The organism is Gordonia jinhuaensis (assembly GCF_014639795.1).
In the GTDB taxonomy this organism is placed as follows: Bacteria; Actinomycetota; Actinomycetes; order Mycobacteriales; family Mycobacteriaceae; genus Gordonia_B; species Gordonia_B jinhuaensis.
Genome location: NZ_BMGC01000018.1, coordinates 1 through 19539, shown reverse-complemented (window position 1 = coordinate 19539; position 19539 = coordinate 1). Strand labels below are relative to the sequence as shown.

Sequence of the window (19539 nt, the reverse complement as noted above, 5' to 3'; positions counted from 1 at the left end):
AACATGCCTATGGTCGGGTTCGCCCCGAGCGGGACTCGACCGACACGAAAGGTGCACCACTCGATGAAGAAGATCATGGTGTCCGCGGCCTTGCTGCTCGCCCTCGCCGGGGCTGCCGGCTGCTCGTCGAACACGTCATCGGGGACGGCAACGCCCGCGACATCCGCCGCGACCACGTCTGCGGCTGCGGAGTCATCGGCCGAAGCCGACGCGCCGACGATCAACAACATGGACGACTTCTTCGTCTCGGCACTGCGTACCGAACACCTGACCTTCGGCGACGAGGCGACGATGGTCGCCGCGGGCAAAGCGGTGTGCTCCGGCTTGAGCAACGGCAAGTCCTCCGATGAGGTCGAGGAGGGTATGCGCCAGGCCAGCGGTCTGGATCCCGAGGATGCGAGCAAGGTCGTCAAGTGGTCGCTGACCGTCTACTGCACCAGCGAGATGCCGCACTACTACGGCCTGGGCTGACCGTCGGGGCACCGGCACCGGCGAACATCGACGTCACGCGCACACGTCGGTAATGCCCGAAAAGCGCTCGGCGAGGGCTCTTTCACTGCCGCTTCACTGCCGCTCGACCATCCCATCCCGAGTAGCGTGGGTGCCATACCTTTGACCGGGAGGAGCACTACGTGGCAACCACTGTGGCCGATCAGCTCGTCGCAGGCCTCATCGAGGCGGGAGTCCAACGGATCTACGGGATCGTCGGCGACAGCCTGAACCCGGTGGTCGACGCGGTACGCCGAACCGGAGGTTCCAAGCAGGGCGGCATCGACTGGATACACGTACGCCACGAGGAAGCGGCAGCATTCGCCGCATCGGCCGAGGCGCAGACCACCGGCCGGATCGCCGCCTGCGCCGGCTCCTGCGGCCCGGGCAACCTGCATCTGATCAACGGCCTCTACGACGCCCAGCGCTCAGGCGCTCCGGTGGTGGCGATCGCCTCACACATCCCGAGCTCGGAGATCGGCATGGGGTACTTCCAGGAGACCCACCCCGACCGGCTGTTCGTGGAGTGTTCGCTCTTCCGCGAGCTGATCAGCACCCCCGAACAGGCTCCGCGCGTGATCCGTTCGGCGATCCAGGCCGCCGGCGCCGGCGGTGGCGTCTCGGTGATCACGCTGCCTGGCGACATCGCCTCACAGACCGCGGCGGCCGCGATGGATCCGCTCGCCATCCCGTCGCATCCGGCGATCACACCGCCCAAGGAGGTGATCGACCGCCTCGCGACCGCGATCAACGACGCCGAGAAGGTTGCCATCTTCGCCGGCTACGGCGTGGCCGGCGCACATGACGAGGTGGTTGCTCTCGCGGAGAAGATCGGTGCGCCGATCGGACACTCGTTGCGCGGCAAGGAGTTCATCCAATACGACAATCCCTACGACGTGGGGATGACCGGCCTGCTGGGTTACGGTGCGGCACATGCGGGTATGCACGACGCCGATCTTCTCCTGATGTTGGGCACCGACTTCCCGTACTCGCAGTTCTTGCCCGAGAAGGTGACCACCGCGCAGGTGGACATCGACCCCACGAAAATCGGTCGCCGTACCGCGGTACAGATCCCCGTGCACGGCGATGTCCGGTCGACACTGCAGGCAATCGAACCGCTGGTGGCGCGCAAGTCCGATCGCAAATACCTCGACCGGTGGCTGCGCAACCACGAGAAGGCGATGAAAGATGTGGTGGGCGCCTATTCGGGCAAGAAGGCCGCCGATCTGGTGCCCATCCATCCCGAATACGCCGCGTCGATCCTCGACGACGTCGCCGACGACGACGCGATCTTCACCACCGACACCGGCATGTGCAATGTGTGGACTGCGCGCTACATCAACCCCACCGGCAAGCGGAAGTTCATCGCCTCGATGTTGCACGGATCGATGGCCAACGCGCTTCCCCAGGCAATGGGCGCACAGATGGCGTCGCCTGGGCGACAGGTGATCTCGATCTCCGGCGATGGCGGCCTGTCGATGCTCCTCTCGGAGATCCTCACCGTGGCGATGTACAAGATCCCGGTGAAGATCGTGCTGTTCGACAATTCCACACTCGGCATGGTCAAGGCCGAGATGCTCGTGGACGGCTATCCCGACTACGGCGTCGACGTACCCCACGCCGATTACGCCGCACTGGCCGAGGCGGCAGGCTTCTGGGGGCGAAAGGTGGAGCAACCCGGCGACATCCGCGCCGCACTGGAAGCGGCGTTCGCAGTCGACGGACCAGCACTGGTGCAGCTGGTCACCGACCCCGACGCACTGTCGGTACCGCCGAAGATCAGCGGTTCACAGATCAGCGGCTTCGCCATGGGGCTGAGCAAGGTCGTCCTCAACGGCGGTGCCGGAGAAGCGGTTCGGATGGCCAAATCGAATCTCCGCAACATCCCCAAGCCGCACACCACGCGATGACCTCGCGCGAGGCCGGGTCGGCGCTGACGTGGCCGCAACTGCCCGTGCAAGTGTGGGAACCCACCCGCGACACCGTGCACCTGTGGACGCAGATCGTCGGGAAGACCCGACTCGCCCTGGCGCCCACCGAGAACCACTGGTGGAATGTGACGCTGTATGTGAACTCACGCGGGCTCACCACCTCGCTGATGCCTTACGGCGACGGTGGTCTGGAGATCGTGTTCGACTTCCTGTCACACCGGCTGGACATCCTCACCACATCCGGCCAGTCACGCAGCATCGCGCTCGAACCGATGTCGGTGGCGCAGTTCTACGACCGATACATCGGCGCACTCGACGAGCTGGGTATCTCGGTGCCGATCCATGCCGTTCCGGTGGAACTGGCTCATGCGATCCCCTTCGCCCAGGACACCGTGCACGACAGTTATGACGCGGTGGCCATTCGCGCATTCTGGTATTCGATGGTCAATGCCGCGCGCGTGTTCGCCGAGTTCCGGTCACGCTTCCGCGGCAAGGTAAGCCCGGTCCATTTCTTCTGGGGCGCAGTCGATCTCGCCGTCACACGATTCTCCGGGGCGTCAGCACCGACCTATCCGGGTAGTGTGCCGAACTGTCCGGACTCGGTGATGCACGAGGCGTATGACGCTCAGCTGTCGAGTGCGGGGTTCTGGCCGGGCGGCGCCGAAGAAGGCGCGTTCTACTCCTACGCCTATCCGGCACCGGACGGATTCGAGTCGTATCACGTGCTGCCCAATCAGGCCTACTACGATCACGATCTCGGCGAGTTCATCCTGCCCTACAAGGCAGTTCGCGAGGCGGCAGATCCTGACGAACTCGCATTGGAGTTTCTCGAATCCACCTACGCCGCGGCTTATGACCACGGCCACTGGCCGTGTACGCGCGACGGCATGCTGCGCGACACGGCGACGGAATGACGACCGCCCGGCTACCCAGACGGTCATCACTCCTCAGGTCAAGTTTCTTGACGAGACTCGTTTCTTGACGAGACTCCTCAGATCATGTCGTGATGAATTTCAGGATGTCGGCGTTGATCGTCGCAGCCTCGGTGGTGGGCATGCCGTGCGGGAAACCCGGATAGATCTTCAGTGTGGAGTTCGGCAAGATCTCGGCTGATCGAACGCCCGCATCTTCGTACGGCACTACCTGATCGTCGTCGCCGTGCAACACCAGAACAGGAATCGTGACGGACCGCATCTCGTCGCTGAAGTCGGTCTGGGAGAACGCAACCACGCCGTCGTAGTGGGCTTTCGCCCCACCCATCATCCCCTGCCGCCACCAGTTGGCGATGATGCCCGCAGACGGCGTGGCATCGGGCCGGTTGTATCCGTAGAACGGGCCCGATGCGAAGTTCCAGAAGAAGTCGGAGCGGTTGGTCGCCACCTGCTCCTGGATACCGTCGAAGACGTCCTTGGGCGTACCGCCGGGATTGGATTCGTCTTGAACCATGAGCGGCGGAACCGCGCTGATCAGAACAGCTTTCGCGGCTCGATCATGCCCGTGACGGGTGAGATACCGGATCACCTCACCGCCACCGGTGGAGTGACCGACGTGTACCGCGTCGTGGAGATCGAGATGGTCGACAACAGCGGCCAGATCGTCGGCGTAGTAATCCATGTCGTGGCCGACGGCCACCTGAGCCGAGCGTCCGTGTCCGCGTCGATCGACGGCGACAACACGAAATCCCTTGGCAAGGAAGAACATCATCTGGGCGTCCCAGTCGTCCGACGAGAGCGGCCATCCGTGGCTGAAGACGATCGGCTGACCCGATCCCCAGTCCTTGTAGAAGATGTCGACGCCGTCTGATGTCGTGATCGTTGGCATGACGAGCCTTTCACCGAAGCAATGAGGAGGAATTCTCGGGGTGTTGCCGACACGGGCGTGTCGGACTCAGGAGGCGGCGGCTGCACCCGCGATGAAATCGGCGACCGCCGCCGGATGGGCGACCAGCGACGCATGAGACGAGTCGATCTCGCGTGTGTGAGCATGCATCCGCGTCGCGTAAAAGCGCTCGGCCGCAGGCGGAATCACCCGGTCCTGCCGGGATACCAGATACCAGCTCGGCGTGGTGGCCCACGACGGCGGACCGCTGGGCTCGATATTCGTGTACGCGGCGATCGACCGCTGATGGGCGATCATGGTCGCCACCGTCGCGTCGTCGACGTCCTGCGCGAACACCTCTTTGAACTGCGACGGTTCGATGTAGCCGTCCAGATTGACGCCGATTCTCGTCGTCGGGTCCGGCACCACTTTCAACGCCAACGCGGGCGGGACCAACCTGCTGCCGGGGAACTGCAGCGGATCGATAGCAAACGAAATCGGCTCGCCCGCAGCCGGCGCGAACGCCGCGATGTACACGAGCTTCACCACGCACGCATCGTGGATATTCGTGATCACCGCACCACCATAGGAATGACCGACGAGGACGACGGGTCCCGAGATCTCCCGGACGGTCCGCTCGACTGCGGCGGCGTCGTAGGACGGCGAACGCAGCGGATTGACGGGTGTGAGAACGCGGTATCCATCATGACGCAGGTCGGCGGCGACGCCGTCCCAACTGGTCTGATCGGCGAATGCGCCGTGTACCAGCACGATTGTCGGCCGAGTGGCCGCGTCGGCGAATGCCGTCGACATGAGTGCGAGGACACACGCCGCGACCACACACAGACATGTCCACACCGTGGCCGCCGCGTACGACAGCCGACGATCCGGCCGATTCTTTCCCGTCATCGAGCGAACCTTTCCAGAAAGTCGAGTGTCGTCTGGGCGACCTCACTCCAGCCGTGATCGATGGTCAGCGAGTGCCCACGGTCGGCCATCACCACGAATTCGGTGATGCCGTCGTTCTTCGACTGGATCTTGTAGGCCTGCTCGGTCGGTTTGACCGGCACGGTGTGATCGGACTCGCCACCGATCAACAGCAACGGGCCTCGGTCGGGATTCTTCGTGTCGACGCGGACCTCGGTGAACGGATTGAGGTTGGCCGTGACGGCCTGGAAGATGGGGTTTCCCGCGGCCGCGACATGGAATTCGTCGTACAACGCATGTGCCTCGTCCTCATCGAGGGCATTGGCCCAGCCGTAGCGGAACTCGTCGAACGACAGTGTGACACCGTGACGAAGGCTGCTCAGATGGGAGACGACCGGAGCCGACGACTTCAGTGACGACAGCGGTACCGACAGCACGCCGCGAAACGGGGCCGGGTCGATGGCGACAGTGGCCAACGACGCTCCTTCACCAGCGATCTTCTGCGCGATCAAGCCACCGAAGGAATGCCCGACGACCGCGGGCTTCATCGTCAGTTCCGCGATGGCCTCCAGGTAGTGGTCGGTCACCTCGCCGACCATCGTCGCGGCGAACGCGTCCGGATCCGCTCGTGCCTGCTCGACAGATGTCGGGTCGTTCGGCCACCCGGGCGCGACGGCCGCATAGCCGGCGTCGTCGAACATCGCACGCCATCGATCCCAGCTACTCGACAGCAGCCAGAGACCGTGGACGAAGACCACCGGTCGCCGTCCAGAATCATTGGCCGAATTTACTTCCGCCCGTTCGGTTTCGGTGAGAGTTGATGCGGTTTCGGGCACTGCGCCCTCCTGGTGTCGTGGCCCGCTCGTGACGTCTGTCATCGTCAGCCCCCCGCATGCGGGCCGTCTTGACCTGACGTGCACAAGCCTTGCACCACACCGCACTGCCTTGACGACGAGGCTAAAGTGGTCACCATCCGAAGGGAGCGCAGATGAGTGCGATCATCGACGTCGAGGGGCTTCCGGTCACCGATCGGGTCGAATTTCTGCGGGAGCGGATGTTGACCGCACCGGTGCCGCTGCAGCTGGATCCCCATCCCGAATCCGACATCCACGTACATTCCCGCGTCGCCGAGCTGGGCTGCGTCCACCTGTTGTCGACAAAAGCCAGCGGCGCCGACGTGGTGCGCAGCGCACGGTTGACGCGAGCCACCCCGAGGCACAGCGCTCTGATCACGGTGATCGAATCCGGCACGTCGGTGATCGACGGCGACCAGGGCACCGTCACACTGCGCGCCGGCGACATGGCGGTCTGTATGACCGATGAGCCCTATCGCCTGCGCTTCACCGACGGCACACACGGGCATACGTTCCAGGTCTCGTTCGACGATCTCGACCTCACCCCGGGGGCGGTATACGAGCAGCTCGGACGGGTGATCCACCCCGACCAGGCAACGACTGCCGCGGTGTCAGCATTCCTGCGCAGCACCGCACGCAATGCACCTCGTGCCCCACTGGCCGAACAGACCTCACTGGAAGCGCCAGCCCTGGCGCTCATCCGCCTGCTGCTCACCCGGGTCGACGCCGCGACGACCGGCGGCCGCGAATCGGAGAGCCGGTCGCTCGCGACGCGCGTCGAGGAATACGTGCGGTCGCGACTGGAGGATCCGCAGCTGTCGATTCGTTCCATCGCAACGACATTCGCGATTTCCGAGCGCTACGTCTACACGATCCTGGAGCGTCGCGGCATCGACCTGGGTGCTCTCATGCGGCGGCACCGACTCGCTCGTGCCGCACGGATGCTGGAGGATCCCCGCGCGGAAAACGCCACGATCGCGACCATCGCCCATCACTGCGGATTCGCCGACCACGCGCATTTCTCCCGAACATTTCGCGGTGAATTCGGGATGTCACCATCGGAATGGCGCCAGCGTAGTCGCGCCGTTCACAAGCTCCCTGCACAGGAGTAACCAGCTCATCAAGACCGGGCGTCGGCGCTTCCCACCGCATCTACGTCTACAGCTACATCTGCATCACGCCGACAGCCCGAACAGTCTCTCCTCATGCGTCACACCGTCAGTGGTGAACTGCAGCGCCGCCGCGACACCCTCATGGTCGTATTCGGTCCATCGCTGCGAATGCTGACGCTGATATTCCGACCAGGACTCCACCACGAACTGCTCGACGGCCAGATTGTCGTCGTCGGCGCTGCAGTAAAGCCGCCAACTGCGCCCGCCGGTGCGTCGACGCGAACGTCCCACTCGCGCCATCGCTTTCGTGAAGTCCGCGAGGGAGCCCGGTTTCAGGTGATAGGTGATCGATACCAACACCGGCCCGTCGTCGGGTGCGGGCTCGAAGATCAGCGTGGGCGTCGGCCAGGCCATCGACAGATCACGGTTCATGGTGCCGGTGGTGGGTTTGAGCGGCCAGAACCAGACGCTGACCGCCGCGAGGATCAACAGCAGTGCGGCAATGAACAGGGCGTCGCGGAATCCGATCGCCGAGGCCACAGCACCCCAGATGAGCGAGCCGATCGACTGCGACCCCATGAAGACCATCAGATACATCGCCATCCCCCGGGCGCGCACCCACGCCGGCAGGGTGAGCTGCAGGCCGGCGTTCAGCGTCGTGAGCGTCTCGATCCAGGCGATGCCGGCGATGAACAACACCACCAGGACAACCCACAGTGGTGCGACGGCGAGTGCTGCGGTGGCGATGGCGAACAGCAGTGCCGACACGGCGAGGATGACGCTGCTGGGCAGTTTCCGGCGTGCCCACCCGACCACCACCACACCCATCATCGCGCCGACACCCAACACCCCCAGCACCAGCCCATAGCCGGAGGAACCGAGGTGCAGATGCTTCGACGTGGCCACCGGCAGCAGCGCCCACAACGCCGACCCGGGGAAGGCGAACAGAAACGACCGCAACAGGATTCGACGGACCGTGGGGGCCGCGAGCAGATACCGCACCCCCACCCGCATCGAGGTGCCCAGGTGTTCGCGCTCGACCACACGTTGTTGGGGTTGCCGCCGCCAGGCGATCAACGCCGCGACCACCGCCAGATAGCTCACCCCGTTGAGCGCGAACACCGCAGCCGGCCCTGCGGCGGCGACCAACACCCCGCCGATCGCCGGCCCGATCGCCCGCGCCGCGTTGACGGTGAAGCTGCCCAGCGACGAGGCCGCCGGGATCTCGTCGCGGTCGACGAGCTCTGGCTGGATCGCCTGCCACGGTGGCGATGTGAGCGCCACCCCGACACCGAGGAGGAAGGTCGTCACCAGCAGACCGACCGCGGTCAGCACGTCGGTCCAGGCCAGAATCGCCATGACGAAACCGACGATCGCCGAATACAACGACAGCCAGATCAGCAGGCGCCGCCGATCGAAGGTGTCGGCGAAGACACCGGCGATCAGTGACAGCAGCAGCGTCGGCGCGAGACTCGCGGTCTGGACGAGTGCGATGACCACTGGTCCGGCGTGGCGGTCGACGAGAAACCACTGTGCACCGACGGTCTCCATCCACAGCCCGATGTTGGACACCAGTTGCGCGATGAAGAGCGCGGGAACCACTTGCGGCGCAACGGAGCCCACGCCGAACCCTCTTCCGCGGTCTGCGCCGTTGCCGTCATGACTGCTCGCCGGTCACCCGAGCGCGCCCTGTGCCCACTGTGCGAATGAGGTCCAGCCGATCGACGGGTAGCGCGAGTGCAAGTCGTCGATGTCGACGAAAGACCGGTGATCGGCGTAGTACTTCCACATCGTGCGCATGTCGACGTTGTCGATGCGATCGGGGTCGTAGGACTCGGCCTGCACCCGGTGACCGAGCACCTCGGTCAGGGTCTGCGCCATCTGCGTCGGAGTCACCGAATCAGAGGCCAGTGAGATCCGCTGGCCCCCGAAGTCGTCGGGTGCGTCGAAGACAGCGGTCACGAACTGCCCGAGGTCATCTCGTGACATCTGTTGCAGTTGCGCGTCGGTGGGGATCGGCATCATCAGCACGCCCTGATCGATGGCGTCGCGATCACCCATCATGTTGTCGTAGAAGTACGTACATCCCAGGATTGTGTACCGCAACGACGTCTCCTGCAACGCCACCTCGATGCGGTGTTTGGTGTCGAAATGCGGGACGCCGGTGAAGGCGGCGGAGGCGGCGACCGACGAGAACACCAGATGTCTCACCTCCGATCGCGTCGCAGCGGTCAGGATGGCGTCGCCCTGCGCGAGTTCGGCATCCTCGCCGTCCTCGAACGGCGTTGTGACCGCGAACACCCCGGCAGTGTCGGCGAAGGCCTCGGCGAGCTGATCGACCTTCGTCAGGTCGGCGACCGCGAGCTGGGCACCGGCCTCGACGAGCTCTCGCGATCGCGTCGACTCGGGGTTTCGCACGACCGCACGAACCCTGTGTCCGGTGCGCAGCAACTGCCGCGCGACCGCACCACCTTGGCCGCCGGTGGCTCCGAGGATGACGAATTCATCCGACATGAGTTGACCTCCTGGTGAGGTGGAGAGGACTAACAGATGCGGGCGCGTCAGCCCTGTGCCGCGGTCTTCGATCCATCCGCATGTGAGTACAGCGACAGCGCGTTGTCGCGGAACACCTTTCGCAGCACCGACTCACCACGTGGCTGAAGTGTGTCGTAGACAGCCCCGGCCAGCATCGGGACGGTGGCGTTGGCCCGGTCGATCGGGAACCCAGTGGCGAACATCAGGCGCCGCGGTCCGAAGTGCAAGAGCAGAAAGTCGATCAGCGGTCCGATCATCTCGGCCAGTGTCTCCTGAGAGCCGATGTTGCCGCGCCGCTCGGGCCCGTAGCCCAGCAGCGGATGTGCCAGACCCGCCAGCTTGACCATCACATTGGGATGGTGTGCGAGCGCGGCCATGTCCTCACGCCAGCGCCGCAACAGTTCGGCGCGAGCGGCAGCGGTCACACCGGTCCGCTCACCCACCGGGCCGAACAATCCGGGCGCCAACGCCGCGTACTCCAAGACGAACGTCGACTCGGGATACTCCCTGACCGGCGCCAACATGTCACGCAACTGATGGGAGTACAGCGGCACCTCGAACAGCAGATCGCGTTCGGCGACGGCAGCGAAAGATCTGAGGAAGTCGGGGCTGAGCAAGATCTTCGGGCGACTGGCGAAACGGGTGACCTTGGGGTCGGGGTGCCAGGCACACCCCATCCGGATCCCTCGCAGACTCGACGTGGTCATGAGCGCGGTGTCGATCGCCGGGCCGAAGCCGTCGTCGCGCGGATCCGCATGGGCGATCACACCGAGTAGTGACGGCGCACCGGCTGCCCCGAATCCCAGCGACTCGACCCACATCACGAACGACGCGGTGTCCGGGTCGGTGAGACCGTCGCGTGTCGGTGCGGCAACCAGTACCGAATCGACCGTCGTACCAGGTTCGGCAGTCAGCTCCTGGAGATCGGTGAGATAGTCATCCAACCCGTACCCGCGGATCAGGCGACGACGCGACAACCCGACGATGCGATTGTTCGAGTTCATCGACAGCGCCACCGCGCGTCGGCGAGCCCGCGCGGCCCGTCGGGTGCGTTCCGCGAGCGAATCGCGCGCCTCATACGGCCAGCCCAGATCGAACAATGTCAGCTGTGTGTCGACGATCCCTGCACCCACCGACTCGCCGAGACCACACGCCGAGGATCGGAACGCCGGTCGTGAGCCGTCCTCGATGTAGGAGAGTGGAAGCGGCATGTACCCGACTGTATCCATTGCCACGAGTGCGGACCGCAGATGCGGCAAGTCCACAACGCCGTGGACACGACGCGGGGACACTCTGCGGCACAGCACAAACCGGTCAACACTGGCATTGGCTCTATCGTGGTCTGGCAGGCCACAGGGCAACAGGCCACTGGGCAACAGACCACAGGCCACAGGCCACAGGGCAACGGCAAGGCAGTACGGGGGAACACACGCGATGACCACTCACGCACACACCGAGATCGTGGTGTTGCGTGACCACCTGCGCGCGGGGTCACACGATTTCGTCGATGGCGTGTACATGCGATTGTTCGCGGCGCACCCGGAACTACGCGCGCTGTTCCCGGCCAACCTCGAGCAGACGCGCCGCTCGTTCGGTCTCGTGCTCGACCACGTGCTGACCGCGATCGCCGACGAGACCGATCCGACCGAGCTGGTGGAGTTCCTCGGTCGGCTCGCCCGCGACCACCGCAAGTACGGTCTGACCGACGTTCACTACACGTGGATGTACGAGGCGCTGATGGCGCAGTGGCCACAGCTGCTCGGATCGGCGTGGACGCCGGAGGTGGCCGCGTCGGCGCAACATTCGATGCTGCTGCTCACCGGGGTGATGCGTGGCGCCGCCCTTTCGGCGCAGGGCCCGGCCTGGGTCTCGGCCACGGTGGTCGAGACGTATCGGGTGAGCCGCGACGCCGCGGTGATCAGACTCATCGCCGACGCACCGTTGCTCCACCGCGCAGGCCAGTATGTGGAGGTCTCCATCCAGCAGTGGCCGACCAGCTGGCAGATGCTGTCCCCGGCGACTCCGCCCAACCCGGCCGGCCAGCTGGAGTTCCACGTGCAGAGAGCATCCGGCCAGGAGGGGGCGGGGTCGGAGGTGACCGGTTCGATCGTCACCGAGACCCGGCCCGGCGACGTGTGGCGGCTGGCGCAGGCTCACGGCGCGCTGCACATCAAACCGCACCGGCCGGTGATCATGATCGCCGAGGGCGCCGCCGCGGCCCCACTGCGGGCGATGGTCTTCGAGATGGCCATGCGCGCCGACAGCCCGCTCACCTGGTTCTTCTACTGCGGACGCCACCCGGGCGATCTGTTCGACCTCGAGACTCTCACCGCGGTGGCCGCGACCAATCCCTGGCTGCGCGTGATCGCGGTGACCGAGCATCGGGAGAACCCGTGGTGGCTCGAGGATCGCCCGACACCCGACGATCTCGGGGTGGCCTGGCGGGACGGGATCGGCGTCGAGGCCGTATTGCAGACCGGCTCCGAACCGGGCGATCACGTCGCCGACCATCAGGCACTCATCGCCGGATCAGCGGAGATGATGGCCGCCACACGTGCTCGGCTGATCGCCGCGGGACTGCCAGCCCGCTACATTCAGCTGGATCCGCTGTGCGCCGAGGGACGCTGAACGGGGCTGGGTGCTACTGCGACGGAGTCGATCCGCTGCCGGACTCGGCTGGGTCGCTCTCGCCGGAGCCGTCGTCTGTGTCGGTGTCGGGTTGCGTCGCCTTCGTCGTCGGCGGCGTGTAGGTGTAAGTCATCGACGGACCCGAGACACCTCGCGAAGGGACAGTGACGTCGCGGTCGGGCCGGCGCGCGACCGTGGACGTCTCGGTCTCGGTGGGTGTCGGCTCGACCGACGACGTGACCACCGGCGGAGCCTCTGTGGTGGTCGGCACGATCTCGGTGGTGGTCGGCGTCTCGATCGGCGTCTGCACCGGGGTGATCGTCCGGCGCGGTGTCGGCCGCTTCGTGTGCGTCACCGTCGAGGTCGGTGCGGGCGCAGCAGAGCTCGTGGTGGAGATCGTCTGCGTCTCGGCGACGTTCTGGGTCTTGTTGTCGTTGCCCGTCAGCAGCATCGCGCTGGCGACGCCCGCCGACAACAGCACCGCGGCAGCGGCGACCGAGCCGGCCACCAACCAGCGCCCGGCCATCCCGCGTGCGGGTGCCGGGGCGGCGGCCGCCGCGAGCGCGGCACCGGTGGCGGCGCCGAACGCGGCATCATCGGCCACCTGCACCGGCATGTCCAGTGCCGCCTCGAGGGCAGGTGTGACACCGGGCAGGTCGGCACCGACACCGCACGCGAGCAGAGTTGTGGCGGCCTGATCGCCCACCGGCATGAGCGCGATGCCATCGGCCAGACTGTCGGCGCCGGCCGGATCGGTCACCGGGACACGGTGCGCGTCTGTGGGTGTGGACGCCGCGCACACCGGAGACGAGGTGGCGGTGTCGACCGCCGCGACCGACAGGTCGGGATACGGTGCACCGTCGGCGGCGAGATCGGCAACGATCGCGACGCCGCGCGAGCCGAGGACGGACTTGGCCAGGAAGGCGTACGCCACAGGCGATTCGGAGAAGACCACCTTCGCATACCAGTCCGGCGCCTGCTTGTCCGGTGTGAAGGCCGAGGCCAGCTCCGCCTGATGTGCGGGGTCGCGGACGGTGACGCCGACGCGTTCGATCGGGAACGGTGAGGATTCCACGAGTTCGGTGACCACCGACCGCGCCTCGTCGGCCGAGTCACCTGCGGAGTCGACGACGTTGTGGGCGAGCAGTTCCCCGCTGTCGGCGTCGACCACCACCGACGACACCTGATCACCGTCGAACGAAATGCCTAGAACATCGGGCACCTGTCATCCCCCAAGCTCTCGTGCCTACTCAACCCCGCACACGGCTACGCATGGCAAAGGGCGCCGGAGTCGGGCAACTCCGGCGCCCATAGAGTAGCGGCGGACGTGGCGCCGCTCACGCCGACCTCCCAGGTGGAGGCATCTGTGTAGTCCGTTCAGATGGTCGATCTGATCACACCGACGGGTTCACCCTCAACCCGACACTCGCCGATGGCGTGGCTGCCACACCACCAGCGCGCTGGTGCGCGGGATCGGCACCAATTCGCCGCCACCCGTGGGATGACGGTGCGGTGCCCGCAGCTCGGATTCGAGTTCGGTGATCCGCGACCGCAACGCGTCGACCTGATTGGACAGATCGATGATCCGCTTGATGCCGGCGAGGTTGACTCCCTCGTCCTGCGAGAGCCGCTGCACCTCGCGGAGCAGTTCGACGTCACGTTCGGAGTACCGCCGACCTCCGCCTGCGGCACGCTGCGGGCGCACCAGCCCGAGCCGGTCGTAGTTGCGCAGGGTCTGCGCATGCATTCCGGCGAGTTCGGCGGCGACGGAGATCACGAAGGTCGGTCCCTCATATCCGCTGGCATGTCCGGCGCTCTCGTGAGGATGATCGCTCATCGTTCACCTCCCCACCCGCTGCGCGGCTCGAAGCCGCTCGCGCGTTCGGCCGCCTGATACTTGCGCAGCGCCTCGGTGGCCGCCTCGTCGAGAGTCGGCGGAACGGCGACCTTGAGGGTGACCAGCAGGTCTCCCTTGGTGCCCGACCGCTTGGGGATACCCCGGCCGCGTACGCGCAACGTACGACCGTCGGACGTGTTCGGCGGGATCTTCACACCCACCGATCCCTCCAGTGTGGGCACCGAGACCGTCGCACCGAGCACGAGTTCGGAGAAACTCACCGGTAGCTCGACTTTGAGGTCGTCACCGCTGCGGGTGAAGATCTTGTCGCGCGTGACGTGTACCAGCACGTACAGGTCACCCGAGGGCGCGCCGCGCAGGCCGGCCTCACCCTGTCCGGCCAAGCGGATGCGCTGACCGTCCTCGACGCCGGCGGGGATGCGGACGTTGATGGTGCGGGTACGCACCGTCACGCCGTTGCCGTCGCACACCGGGCAGGGATCGTCGACCTTGGAGCCGGTGCCCTGACAATCCGGGCACGGTTCACTGAAGCCGAAGGCACCCTGGTTGCGGCTGATGACGCCGGCACCGTTACAGGTGGGGCACACCCGCGGGCTGGTACCGGGCTTCGCGCCGCTGCCATGACAGTTCGTGCACGGCGCCGGGCTGGTCAATGTGATGGGCGTTGTGGTGCCCAGGGCTGCGGCACGGAACGGCAATGTGGTCTCGGTCTCGAGATCGTTGCCACGCCGGGGGCGGGTGGCTCCTGCACGCTGACCGCGGTTGAACAGTCCGCCGAACAGGTCGCCCAGACCGCCGCCGTCGTTGCCGAACAGATCCTCGACGTTGAAATCACCGCCACCGGTGGAGAATCCACCGGGGTAGCCGCCCGACCCGGGGGTCTGACCGCCGAATCCGTTTCCGCCTCCGCGGAATCGGCCGCCGGCGAACATCTGGCGGGTCTCGTCGTATTCCTTGCGCTTGTCGGGATCCGACAGGATGCTGTTGGCCTCCGACACGCGCTTGAATCGCTCCTCGGCCGCGGTGTCACCGGGATTGGCGTCCGGGTGCAGCTCGCGCGCGAGTTTGCGGTAGGCCTTCTTGATCTCGTCGGCCGAAGCGTCCTGGGCAACGCCCAGGTCCTTGTAGTAGTCGTTCTCGAGCCATTCACGCTGCGGGGCCACCGGGCGTCACCTCCTCATGTCTGAAAAGTCTGTGTATGTGGTGATGGGTATGTATCGCTATGTCTGTATGTATAGCTGTTTTCACTTGTCTGTGACGGCTCACGAGTGCGGGAGAGGAGAGTTCAGGCGCCGCCGTGGCGAGGCGGCGCCTGAACTCTCACAACTCAGTTCTCCTGACCGGAGGTCGCCGAATCGGCGGCCGGTTCATCGACTCCGTCGGTGACGGTGACCATCGCGGTGCGCAACACCTTGTCGCCGAGGCGATAGCCCTGTCGGTACACCGACCCGATCACCGGGTTCGATCCGTCTCCCTCATGCTGCACGGCCTCGTGCAGTGCCGGGTCGAACGCGTCACCCTCGGCGCCGAAGGCGATGACGCCCTGGTTGCCGAAGACGCCGGCGATCTTGTCGGCGACCGACTTCAGCGGCCCGGCCTCGAGATCGCCGTGTGCACGGGCGCGGTCGAGATCGTCGAGAACGGGCAGCAGTTCGGAGATGAACGCCGCTTTGCCGCTCTCGAAGCCCTCACGCTTGTCGTTGGCCGTGCGTCGCCGGTAGTTGGCGTATTCGGCCTGTACTCGCTGCAGGTCTGCGGTGAGCTCAGCGCGCACCACCTCGACCTCGTCGGCCTCAGGCGAGACCTGCGCCTCGTCGGCGGCTCCCGCGGTGTCGGCACCGCCGCCGCGGACCTCTCCCGTCTCGGGATCGATCCGTCGGCGATCGGTGACCGTCACCGGCTCGGCAGCCCCGTTCTCCGGCTCGGTTGCGCCGTCGTTGCCGGGCTGCGCTGATGTCACTTCTTCTCCTCGTCAGTGGCGCTCTCGTCCACGACCTCAGCATCGACGACACCGTCGTCGGCAGCGGTCGCACCGGCAGCACCCTCGGATGCGGCACCCGCGGCGGCAGCCGATTCGTAGATCGACTGTCCGAGCGCCTGGGACTCGGTGTTGAGCTTCTCGATCGCGCTCTTGATGGCGGCGATGTCGTCACCCTTGAGCGCCTCGTTGGCTCCGGCGATGGCCTCTTCGACCTTCGCCTTGCCCTCGGCGGGCACCTTGTCCTCGTTGTCCTTGAGGAACTTCTCGGTGGTGTGGACCAGCGACTCGGCCTGGTTGCGGGTCTCGGCCTCCTCGCGACGCTTGCGGTCGGCGTCGGCATGAGCCTCGGCATCCTTGATCATCCGGTCGATCTCGTCCTTCGAGAGGCCCGAGCCGTCCTGGATGCGGATGGTGTTCTCCTTGCCGGTGCCCTTGTCCTTCGCGGTGACGTTCACGATGCCGTTGGCGTCGATGTCGAAGGTGACCTCGATCTGCGGAACACCCTGCGGCGCAGGGGCGATACCGGCGAGCTCGAACGATCCGAGCAGCTTGTTGTGCGCGGCGATGTCGCGCTCACCCTGGTACACCTGAATCTGCACCGACGGCTGGTTGTCCTCAGCGGTGGTGTAGGTCTCCGACCGCTTGGTCGGGATGGTGGTGTTGCGCTCGATCAGCTTGTGCATGATGCCACCCTTGGTCTCGATACCGAGGGACAGCGGCGTCACGTCAAGCAGCAGAACATCTTTCACCTCACCACGGAGCACACCGGCCTGCAGTGCGGCACCCACGGCGACGACCTCGTCGGGGTTGACACCCTTGTTGGGCTCACGGCCACCGGTCAGTTCCTTCACCAGGTCGGTGACGGCCGGCATACGGGTCGAACCGCCCACCAGCACCACGTGGTCGATGTCGCCGACGGAGATGCCGGCGTCCTTGATCACGGCCTGGAACGGAGCGCGGGTGCGCTCGAGCAGATCGTTGGTGATCTTCTGGAATTCGCTGCGGGTCAACGTCTCGTCGAGGAACAGCGGGTTCTTGTCGGCGTCGACGGTGATGTAGGGCAGGTTGATCGAGGTGGACTGCGATGCAGACAGTTCGATCTTGGCCTTCTCGGCAGCCTCACGCAGACGCTGCATGGCCATCTTGTCCTTGGTCAGGTCGATGCCACTGGTGCCCTTGAACTTCTCCACGAGCCAGTCGACGATGCGCTGATCCCAGTCGTCACCACCGAGGTGGTTGTCACCGGAGGTCGCGCGGACCTCGACCACACCGTCACCGATCTCCAGCAGCGACACGTCGAAGGTGCCACCACCGAGGTCGAACACGAGGATGGTCTGTTCCTTCTCGCCCTTGTCCAGGCCGTATGCCAGTGCGGCAGCGGTGGGCTCGTTGACGATACGGAGCACGTTGAGGCCGGCGATCTGGCCGGCTTCCTTGGTGGCCTGACGCTGCGCGTCGTTGAAGTACGCCGGGACGGTGATGACCGCGTCGGTCACGTCGTCGCCGAGGTAGCTCTCGGCATCCCTCTTGAGCTTCATGAGGGTGCGGGCGCTGATCTCCTGCGGGGTGTACTTCTTGTCGTCGATCTCGACGTTCCAGTCGCTCTCGCCCATGTGGCGCTTGACCGAACGGATGGTGCGGTCGACGTTGGTGACCGCCTGGTTCTTGGCGGGCTGGCCAACCAGCACCTCGCCGTTACGGGCGAAGGCGACGACGGACGGAGTGGTACGCGAGCCTTCGGCGTTGGCGATGACGGTAGGTTCGCCACCTTCGAGTACGGACACCACCGAGTTGGTGGTACCGAGGTCGATTCCAACAGCACGAGCCATGTTTGTTTGCCTCCTGATATGGGCTGCTCCGGCGTCCGGAGCAGTTCGTGTGTGCACGTCTGATGCAAAACTTCAGCGCGTCCGACTCAAGTCCTACCCGGCGAGGATCACCTCGTCAAGTAGCCCTGAGCCGGTCACGCTCAAGTTCGTCACAGGGTGCAACTCAGGAGTCTGGGAGTCCATTCCCGATCTGGAGAAAAAAGTTGAGTCGATGTCGATCAAGTTTGGTCCGGTGGTCGATATGGGCCGGGCGCGATGCCGCGGCCGTCAGCAATACGGGTACGACGGCCACGGCGTTGACCCCGATTCCGCGTGATCACCACTTCAATAGCTGAACGCGGTGGCGCCGTCGCCGATCCACTCCCACAGTTGCACCGTGCCGCCCATCTCGGCTCCCGAGATGAAGGTCGACGGATCGATCTGTTTGGAGTTCACACAGATCGGACAGACGAGGTACCGGCCACCGGCGGACTCGTAGCGCTCCATCAGACTCTCCAGCGACGGGCACTCCGCGCAGGCGGTCCCCAGTGCCACGCCTTTGACCGCCAGCCGGACGGCCTCCTTTGTGAGGAACATGGTGGTGGGACGACCTCTCCTGGACGGCGCCCAGTTTGTTGCCTGGCAGTCTTTCGAGCTGCCGGCTTCGACACGATCAACGCTAGGAAAATGTGGGCGCGGGCTAATCCGTGTCGGACGCCATCGAGGCTCTGGCGACGGCGGGTGACACGCACCCAGGTGGGACGTAGGTTCACCCTCGAAGCAGGCCCCGACGGCAGCCGCCCGCGCCGAACGGCCGGTGAGCCCCCACTTCGAGTAAATGCTTCCGATATGACGCTCGACCGCGCGGACCGACAACGACAGTTCATACGCGATCGCCGAGTTGTCATAGCCACTGCTCGCCAGACGCAACACGCCGAGTTCGCCAGCACTGAGGCTGCGCAGGGCTGGGTGTCGATTGCCGAGACCGCGTCGCTGGCGATGAACGACCGCATCTCGTCGACCACGTCCGGCTACACCGCCTCGTCGGCGAGAGTGATGTGGTTGTCGCTGTCGAGCGTCATCAGCCGGGCGTCGGCGATAGCACTTGTCGAGGCCGGCGGCGTCGGTGACCGCGGCGAGTTCGGCAATGCGGGCGTCGAGACCGAAATCCTCCACGTTCCGAAGCCCCGGTTATCGTAACGGATCACCGTCGCGATCCGGCCAAGATAAGTGAGGAAGTGGTGCCAGACCGGGCTCTCCCAATCGAATTCGAGATGGCTGAGCCAGCATGACGCGAGCAGCAACGGCGGACCCGCGCCGTGCACGGCCTACGAGATCCGGGTGCCATCGGCGCTGCAGCTAGTATCAAGGGCGCGAGAAGAGTTCAGCATTCGGGCGAATCCGAGAGGCATCGAGCACGACAATCTCTACGTTAGCGGAGGGTGGCCTTCTCTCTACAACCAAATTCCTTAGACTCTGTTCGAGATGGTCTAAGCCTCGATCCACCGATCGGCTTTTGAGGTGTGATGAAAGGTGTTGAGCACGTTTAGGCCGGTGATGGGCATGAGTATGTCGCCGATCTCTGATGTCGGCTTGTT

Annotated in this window: 17 protein-coding genes and 2 pseudogenes; 6 read left to right on the top strand and 13 right to left on the bottom strand. The window is 65.4% G+C overall.

Annotated features, from left to right (window positions below; translation table 11 throughout):
• Nucleotides 1–63: 63 nt before the first annotated feature.
• From IEW22_RS12570 to IEW22_RS12560, 3 genes are all read left to right on the top strand, one after another.
• The gene (locus tag IEW22_RS12570; RefSeq protein WP_188586959.1) at nucleotides 64–471 is read left to right on the top strand and encodes a DUF732 domain-containing protein; all 408 of its coding nucleotides are present in this window, start codon (nucleotides 64–66) and stop codon (nucleotides 469–471) included.
• A 161-nt stretch (nucleotides 472–632) separates the two neighbouring features.
• Nucleotides 633–2399: a pyruvate dehydrogenase gene (locus IEW22_RS12565; RefSeq protein WP_188586958.1), complete on the top strand. Its 1767-nt coding sequence runs from the start codon at nucleotides 633–635 to the stop codon at nucleotides 2397–2399.
• On the top strand, nucleotides 2396–3334 hold the full coding sequence (locus tag IEW22_RS12560) for a DUF5996 family protein (protein ID WP_188586957.1): 939 nt from the start codon (nucleotides 2396–2398) through the stop codon (nucleotides 3332–3334). The genes IEW22_RS12565 and IEW22_RS12560 overlap by 4 nt, the downstream gene beginning before the upstream one ends.
• Before the next feature lie 82 nt (nucleotides 3335–3416).
• Here IEW22_RS12560 and IEW22_RS12555 read toward each other — a convergent pair whose 3' ends face one another.
• The 3 genes from IEW22_RS12555 to IEW22_RS12545 all read right to left on the bottom strand — a co-directional run bounded on the left by IEW22_RS12555 (nucleotide 3417) and on the right by IEW22_RS12545 (nucleotide 6001).
• Nucleotides 3417–4241, bottom strand: a complete 825-nt coding sequence (locus tag IEW22_RS12555; protein WP_188586956.1) for an alpha/beta fold hydrolase — start codon at nucleotides 4239–4241, stop codon at nucleotides 3417–3419.
• Nucleotides 4242–4307: 66 nt separating this feature from the next.
• Nucleotides 4308–5147 (bottom strand): alpha/beta hydrolase, encoded by an 840-nt coding sequence (locus IEW22_RS12550; RefSeq protein ID WP_373284182.1) that lies wholly within the window; start codon nucleotides 5145–5147, stop codon nucleotides 4308–4310.
• Complete coding sequence (locus IEW22_RS12545; RefSeq protein ID WP_229742589.1) at nucleotides 5144–6001, bottom strand: alpha/beta hydrolase; 858 nt, start codon at nucleotides 5999–6001, stop codon at nucleotides 5144–5146. The genes IEW22_RS12550 and IEW22_RS12545 overlap by 4 nt, the downstream gene beginning before the upstream one ends.
• A gap of 152 nt (nucleotides 6002–6153) precedes the next feature.
• Between IEW22_RS12545 and IEW22_RS12540 the strand changes: the two genes are divergently transcribed.
• Nucleotides 6154–7131, top strand: a complete 978-nt coding sequence (locus IEW22_RS12540) for a helix-turn-helix domain-containing protein (RefSeq protein WP_188586954.1) — start codon at nucleotides 6154–6156, stop codon at nucleotides 7129–7131.
• A 63-nt stretch (nucleotides 7132–7194) separates the two neighbouring features.
• Here the strand turns inward: IEW22_RS12540 and IEW22_RS12535 are convergent, their stop codons facing one another.
• From IEW22_RS12535 to IEW22_RS12525, 3 genes are read right to left on the bottom strand one after another with little or no spacing between them, the layout of a single operon-like run.
• The gene (locus IEW22_RS12535) at nucleotides 7195–8754 is read right to left on the bottom strand and encodes an MFS transporter (RefSeq protein ID WP_188586953.1); all 1560 of its coding nucleotides are present in this window, start codon (nucleotides 8752–8754) and stop codon (nucleotides 7195–7197) included.
• Between the two features lie 51 nt (nucleotides 8755–8805).
• Nucleotides 8806–9645: an NmrA/HSCARG family protein gene (locus tag IEW22_RS12530; protein ID WP_188586952.1), complete on the bottom strand. Its 840-nt coding sequence runs from the start codon at nucleotides 9643–9645 to the stop codon at nucleotides 8806–8808.
• A gap of 47 nt (nucleotides 9646–9692) precedes the next feature.
• Nucleotides 9693–10877, bottom strand: a complete 1185-nt coding sequence (locus IEW22_RS12525) for an amidohydrolase family protein (protein WP_188586951.1) — start codon at nucleotides 10875–10877, stop codon at nucleotides 9693–9695.
• Nucleotides 10878–11100: 223 nt separating this feature from the next.
• Here IEW22_RS12525 and IEW22_RS12520 point away from each other — a divergent pair, with 223 nt between their 5' ends.
• A complete protein-coding gene (locus IEW22_RS12520; RefSeq protein ID WP_188586950.1) occupies nucleotides 11101–12294 on the top strand; it encodes a globin domain-containing protein in 1194 nt (397 codons plus the stop codon).
• 13 nt (nucleotides 12295–12307) lie between these two features.
• Here IEW22_RS12520 and IEW22_RS12515 read toward each other — a convergent pair whose 3' ends face one another.
• The 7 genes and pseudogenes from IEW22_RS12515 to IEW22_RS20130 all read right to left on the bottom strand — a co-directional run.
• Nucleotides 12308–13516 (bottom strand): hypothetical protein, encoded by a 1209-nt coding sequence (locus tag IEW22_RS12515; protein ID WP_188586949.1) that lies wholly within the window; start codon nucleotides 13514–13516, stop codon nucleotides 12308–12310.
• Nucleotides 13517–13708: 192 nt separating this feature from the next.
• Complete coding sequence (locus IEW22_RS12510) at nucleotides 13709–14131, bottom strand: heat shock protein transcriptional repressor HspR (RefSeq protein WP_188586948.1); 423 nt, start codon at nucleotides 14129–14131, stop codon at nucleotides 13709–13711.
• Nucleotides 14128–15315 (bottom strand): molecular chaperone DnaJ, encoded by a 1188-nt coding sequence (gene dnaJ / locus IEW22_RS12505; protein WP_188586947.1) that lies wholly within the window; start codon nucleotides 15313–15315, stop codon nucleotides 14128–14130. The genes IEW22_RS12510 and dnaJ overlap by 4 nt, the downstream gene beginning before the upstream one ends.
• A 164-nt stretch (nucleotides 15316–15479) precedes the next feature.
• Complete coding sequence (grpE, locus tag IEW22_RS12500) at nucleotides 15480–16112, bottom strand: nucleotide exchange factor GrpE (protein ID WP_188586946.1); 633 nt, start codon at nucleotides 16110–16112, stop codon at nucleotides 15480–15482.
• The gene (gene dnaK / locus IEW22_RS12495; RefSeq protein WP_188586945.1) at nucleotides 16109–17962 is read right to left on the bottom strand and encodes a molecular chaperone DnaK; all 1854 of its coding nucleotides are present in this window, start codon (nucleotides 17960–17962) and stop codon (nucleotides 16109–16111) included. Before dnaK ends, grpE begins: the two co-directional genes overlap by 4 nt.
• Nucleotides 17963–18286: 324 nt before the next feature.
• Nucleotides 18287–18553, bottom strand: a pseudogene (locus IEW22_RS12490) (DsrE family protein); the annotation flags it as partial.
• Nucleotides 18554–18808: 255 nt separating this feature from the next.
• A pseudogene (locus IEW22_RS20130) lies at nucleotides 18809–18874 on the bottom strand (hypothetical protein); the annotation flags it as partial.
• A gap of 36 nt (nucleotides 18875–18910) precedes the next feature.
• Between IEW22_RS20130 and IEW22_RS20125 the strand changes: the two are divergent.
• Nucleotides 18911–19141 (top strand): hypothetical protein, encoded by a 231-nt coding sequence (locus tag IEW22_RS20125; protein WP_229742587.1) that lies wholly within the window; start codon nucleotides 18911–18913, stop codon nucleotides 19139–19141.
• Nucleotides 19142–19539 lie beyond the last annotated feature (398 nt).